3 protein-coding genes and 1 pseudogene are annotated in these 6051 nt (G+C 52.4%); all 4 read left to right on the forward strand.

Going from position 1 to position 6051, the window contains the following annotated elements; genetic code table 11:
• The first annotated feature begins 188 nt into the window (after positions 1-188).
• The 4 genes and pseudogenes from HMPREF3168_RS05605 to cysK all read left to right on the forward strand — a co-directional run bounded on the left by HMPREF3168_RS05605 (position 189) and on the right by cysK (position 5909).
• On the forward strand, positions 189-2567 hold the full coding sequence (locus HMPREF3168_RS05605; RefSeq protein ID WP_070488955.1) for a Xaa-Pro dipeptidyl-peptidase: 2379 nt from the start codon (positions 189-191) through the stop codon (positions 2565-2567).
• Positions 2568-2678: 111 nt separating this feature from the next.
• A pseudogene (locus HMPREF3168_RS11000) lies at positions 2679-3853 on the forward strand (MFS transporter).
• Between the two features lie 307 nt (positions 3854-4160).
• Complete coding sequence (locus HMPREF3168_RS05620; RefSeq protein WP_035174951.1) at positions 4161-4943, forward strand: homoserine O-succinyltransferase; 783 nt, start codon at positions 4161-4163, stop codon at positions 4941-4943.
• Positions 4944-4985: 42 nt separating this feature from the next.
• Complete coding sequence (gene cysK, locus HMPREF3168_RS05625; RefSeq protein ID WP_070488961.1) at positions 4986-5909, forward strand: cysteine synthase A; 924 nt, start codon at positions 4986-4988, stop codon at positions 5907-5909.
• Positions 5910-6051 lie beyond the last annotated feature (142 nt).

Here is a 6051-nt window from a genome sequence, read left to right on the forward strand (position 1 = left end):
TCAATTTATTCTTGCAATTGGCGGTTTTTTTCTTGGTCATTTTTTTCTTGGTCATTTTTTCCTTGACAAAAAGGAAGCGGTTTGCTTGCATTAACTTGAGAACTTGCTTAAAAAACAGCTAAAAAAACTGGATAAAGCAAAAAGATACAATATCCCATAGATGTAAAGATATAAAGATGAGGTAAAGCATGAAATACAATCAATATGCCTACGTTGAAACCAGTCCGGAAAAGGCAACTGAAGAGCTGCTGGCAATCAACTTCTTGCCGGAAAACTACTCTTCTCTTTCCTTCAGTGAGCTCCTGGCCGTCTTGACCGGCAATGTCCTGGCGGAAGCCACGACCCGCCAGGCTAAAGACGCAAAATTGGCGGAATTTGCCGTGGACGACCAAACTGACCTGGCCGCCTTTCTTTTGGACACGCCGACTGCCATCACGGCCAGCCAGTTCGCTAATGTTGCCCTGCAGCTTTTAGGCTACCACCCAAACTACGACTACAGCCTGACTGATCCTTTGACTTGCGGGAAAAAGCATGCCCTGCCGGCCTTTAAGGACTTGACCAGCAAGGAAGAATTGATTTTTACCTTCTACCGCCTGCTCAACACCCGGAGCAAAAACGGGCAGATCCTCTTGGACGTCATGGCCGGCAAGGGCTACTTCACCCAGTTCTGGGGGGAAGGCAAGTTTATGTTCTTCAACGGCAAGTCCCTGCCAGTTTTTGACACAAGCCAGGTCATCCGCGAGGTCGTTTACGTGCAAAGCGACCTGGACACGGACGGCGATGGCAAGGGCGACCTCTTGCCGGTCACGGTCTTCCGGCCAGTTGAAAGCCAGGACCAGCTGAAGGTCCCAGCCCTCTACACGGCTTCACCTTACTTTGGCGGGATCATCGACAATGTCAAGACTAACCACAATGTCGACGAGAACCTGACTGACGCGACCACTTGGACCAATCCCAAGTACGTGGCCAAGCCTTTAGTTAAAAGCCCTGCCCCCAGCGACCAGGACGTGCCGGCCACTGAACTGGCAACTGGGCAATCTTCTTACGGCTTAAACGAATACCTCCTGGCCCGGGGCTTTGCCTCTGTCTTCTCCGGGGCCATCGGCAACCGGCACGGGGACGGGATCCGGATCACCGGGTCACCGGAAGAAACCATCTCCCAAAAAGAAGTCATTGAATGGCTGACTGGGGACCGAGTGGCTTATACTGACCGGACCCGCCGCTTTGAAACCAAAGCCAGCTGGTGCAGCGGCAATGTCGGCATGACTGGCCGCTCTTACCTGGGGACCTTGCAGATCGCCATCGCGACGACCGGGGTCAAGGGCTTGAAGACGGTGGTTTCTGAAGCCGCTATTTCCTCTTGGTATGACTACTACCGGGAACACGGCCTGGTTGTCGCGCCAAGCGAATGCCAGGGCGAAGACATGGACAAGCTGGCTGAAGTCTGCCAGTCCAACCTCTGGGACGGGGGCAATTTCACTGCTAAAAAGGCTTATGAAGCAGAGCAAGCTGAACTTTTAGCCGCCCAGGACCGGGCAACCGGCCAGTACTCTGATTTCTGGGAGTCCAGAAACTACCGCCACCACACCGATGGCATCAAGTGCTCCTGGATCTCCGTTCACGGCTTAAACGACTGGAATGTCAAGCCGAAGAACGTCTACAAGATCTGGCAAAAGGTCAAGCAGCTGCCGGTGAAATCTCACCTCTTCCTCCACCAGGGTCCGCACTACAACATGAACAACCTGGTTTCCATCGATTTCACCGACCTCATGAACCTCTGGTTCGTCCACGAGCTTTTGGAAGTGGAAAACGGGGCTTATGAGCAATGGCCAAAGGTCATGATCCAAGACAACCTGGAAGCTGACGAGTGGCACGCAGAAAGTGACTGGGCCAGCGACCTGGGCCAAGCCAGCCTCTATTTACCAACGGCTGACGGGGACCTGTCAACGGTTGAAAACGGGACAGGCCAGCTAACCTTCACCGACTTGGGCGGGACAGAATTCAAGAAGGCCGGCATTAGTGAAACTGACTGGGAATACCAGTTTATCAGCGGGGAGGAAAAATGGGCCAAGGCCAGCCTCCGCTTTGAAAGCGAGGAATTCCTCCACCCGACTACCCTGGTCGGCCGGCCAAAGGTCCGGGTCCGGGTAGCAGCTAATAAGACTGTCGGCCAGCTGTCTGTTGCCCTGGTTGACCTGGGGACCCGGCAGCGGCTGACGGCTACGCCGAAGATTTTTGCCAGAGGAAACCAGCCCTTTGGCTACCGCTTCGGGGCAGACTCCTTGCAGGAATTCGTCCCGGACAAGGCCACTAAGGCCAAGCTGATTACCAAGGCCCACATGAACCTGCAGAACTACCAGGACATGAAGCAGCCAAGCAAGCTGGAAGCCGGCCAGTTCGTCGACCTAGAATTTGAACTGCAGCCGACCTACTACACCCTGCCAGCTGGAGCAAAATTGGGTCTGATCATCTATTCAACCGACCAGGGGATGACCAAGCGGCCGCTGGAGACCGAAGACTACACAGTTGACTTAGCCGGAACTGCTCTTTTGCTCTACCGGAAATAATGCCTGGGCAAAAATTGGCGGTTTATGCTAAAATAACTTTATCGCAAACAAAGTAAAAGGCTGTCGCGGAGCTACCGCTGACAGCCTTTTTGTGTTCTTAGAAAGGTCCTTATGGAAAAATCAAGCAAAGTCAACCTCGCTATTTTCAGTGCGGGCCTGATGACCTTCATCGGTATTCTGAATGAAACCTCCATGAACGTCACCTACCCGCTTTTAGTCAAAGAGTTCCACCAGCCCCTGGCAACCGTCCAGGTAGATCACTACCGCCTATCTCTTGACAGTGACCATCGTCATGGGAACTACCGCCTACCTGCTCAAGCAGGTCCCGGCTCGCTGGCTGCATTTAGGAGCCACCCTGGCCTTTATTTGCGGTTGCATCATCTGCGCCTTAACTTCCAGCTTTCCTTTGATGCTGGCCGGCCGGATCATTCAGGGGATCGCCACCGGCTTTTCCACCCCGATCATGTTCCAGCTGATCTTTACCCAGGTCCCTAAGCAAAAACTCGGCCTCATGACCGGTTTTGCCGGGACGATCATCTCCTTTGCCCCGGCCCTGGGCCCAACTTACGAGGGCCTGGTGGTCTCAGCTGCCAAGCTGGCGGATGATCTTATGGCTCCTTTTGCCCCTGGCTTTAGTCAGCTTAATCAGCGGTCAGGTCTACATCCGCAACCAGGTAAGCGGGTAAAAGGGAAAATTTGATGCCCCCTCCCTGCTCTTGCTGGGTCTGGCCCTTTTTGCCATTATCTATGCCCTGTCTTTAATCGGGACCAGCAGCTTGATCAGCGGCCTGGTCCTTTTGCCAGGCTCCTGCGTGGGGGCCGTCATCTCGCCTTTTGCCGGGAAACTGGCCGACAAGCGGGGCTTCAAGTTCCCACTAACCCTGGGCGGCTGCCTCTTTCTTTTGGGCAACTGCCTGCTTTTGGTCCTGCAGCCCTTGCTGACCCCGGTCTTGATCGTTGTCTGCCATATCGTGATCCGGTCCGGCTTCAACTTGAGCTTTGCCAACACCATCTCTAACGCCTCAACTTTGGTTGACCGGAAAAACGTGGCTGACGTTAACTCCTCTTTCAACATGCTCCAGCAGTTTGCCGGTTCAGTCGGCGTCAGTCTGGCCACGCCCCTGATCTCCCTGGCCCAGAAAACGGGGCAAGGGACTTTGGGCCAAAGAAGCTACCAGGGCGGCGGGAGATACGACTTTATCATGTTCAGCTGCCTAGCTTTGGTGACCCTTTTAGCCATCTGGCAGAACTTCTGCCTGCAGGAGCAGAAAAATAAAGGAAATTAGTTTTCTGTGACTTTTTTCTAATTTTTCTTGCCAAAGCAAAAAATAGCGGTTATACTTCAAGTAACTAATTTAGGAGGTAAGCCAAATGTTCAACAAGAACCTGTTCAATGTAAACATGACTGCTTGTTGTTGTGGATTGTGTCTTAAGCAATCCACTATTTGGCTTGGACTGGAAAGCTAGGAGCAGACCAGAATTCCCAAATATCCAAATAACTTTGATTGTTTAAGACGCGTAGAGCTTGGCTCGCGCGTCTTTTTGTTTTCCCAGATTTACCTGCTATTTTTTAAAAAAGGACTGACAAACAAGATGAGCAAGAAAATCGGCATTCTCAATTTGATGCATGACAAGATCGACACCCAGAAACGGTTCAGCCATGTGATCAAAGAAGCCAGCCCGGAAACTGAAATCACTTATTTTTACCCCCAAAGCCACTATCTAAACCGGCCCCGACCCCAAAACTGGCCGGCTGAGCCGCTAAATCTCAAGACAGTTGCCAAGCTGGACGGCTTCATCGTCACCGGCGCCCCGATCGAGCTCCTACCCTTTAGCGAAGTCGACTACTGGGAGGAATTGACCAAGCTCTTTGACCTCTTAAAGGCAAAAAACATTCCCCAGCTCTATGTCTGTTGGGGCGCCATGGCGGCTCTCTACTATTTCTACGGGATCGGCAAGCATCCCCTGCCGGAGAAGATTTTCGGCATCTACCCCCAGGAGATCCTGGCTCCCGCCCCCCTGTTAAGTGGCCTGGTCACAGGCTTTCGGGCCCCGCATGCCCGCTACGCTGAGATGAACAGGAGCGAGATTGAGCAAGAAAAAGCTTTAACCATCAACGCCGCCACACCAGATGGCCACCTTACTCTGGTCACTGGGCCTGGCCAGCAGGTCTTTCTCTTCAGCCACCTGGAGTACGGCCCCCAGGCTTTTAGCAAGGAATACCAGCGGGAATTATCCGCTATAGGAGGTGATGACCGGAAGCTAGCGAAACCGCAGCGGTATTTCGCGGATGAAGCCGCCATGTCCCTGCCCCAGTTTACCTGGGAAAGCAGCCAGCAGCACTTTTTTAAAAACTGGCTGCAAACTATCAAATAAGATTTAGAATTTTTTAGCGAATAATTTAAGGAGGAAAAAACTATGTCAACTGACCGCATTTATGGCAACATTTTGGAAACTATCGGCCACACCCCAATCGTTAAGTTAAACCGGGTCGTCCCGGAAGGATCTGCCGACGTCTACGTCAAGCTGGAATTCTTCAACCCGGGCGGGTCGATCAAGGACCGGATTGCCCTGGCCATGATTGAAAAGGCAGAAAAAGAAGGCAAGCTTAAGCCTGGCGACACCATCGTAGAACCAACTTCCGGCAACACCGGGATTGGCCTGGCCGCTGTTGCCAGCGCCAAGGGCTACCACTTGATCATCGCCATGCCGGAAACCATGAGCGAGGAAAGAAAGAAGATCATGCGGGCCTACGGGGCTGAACTGCTTTTAACCCCGGGCAAGGACGGGATGCCAGGTTCTATCGCTTTGGCGGAAAAGCTGGTTAAAGAAAAGGGCTACTTCCTGCCAATGCAGTTTGAAAATCCGGCTAACCCGGAAATTCACGAACTGACCACGGGCCAGGAAATCGTCAACGCCTTTGCCGGCGATTTGCCAGACGCTTTTGTAGCCGGGGTTGGTACCGGCGGCACTTTGACCGGGATTGGCCGGGCCTTGAAGAAGGCCGGCGACGTCAAGGTCTACGCCCTGGAACCGGCGGAATCCCCGCTTTTGAAGGAAGGCAAGAAGGGCCCGCATAAGATCCAGGGGATCTCTGCTGGCTTCATTCCAAAGACTTTAGACCAGTCTATCTACGACGGGATTGTCGAAGTTTCCAGCGATGATGCCTTTGCAACAGCCAGAGATGTTGCCCGCCTGGAAGGCTTTTTGCCAGGGATCTCAGCTGGGGCCAACATCCACGGGGCCATCGAACTGGCCAAGAAGCTGGGTGCCGGCAAGAAGGTAGTCACTGTAGCGCCGGACAACGGGGAACGCTACCTGTCAACGGCTCTGTACCAATAAGATAGATAATAGACAGAATTAAAAGTAAAAAAGATACAATAAAAGGCAATAAACAAAATAACTGAATCAATCTAATTTACTACTTAACATTTTACAGCTTAACATCAACAACTAATCACTTAAACTTCCCACACCAAAAAGA

The sequence above is a fragment of the Lactobacillus sp. HMSC08B12 genome, from assembly GCF_001808415.1.
Lineage (GTDB): Bacteria > Bacillota > Bacilli > Lactobacillales > Lactobacillaceae > Lactobacillus > Lactobacillus delbrueckii.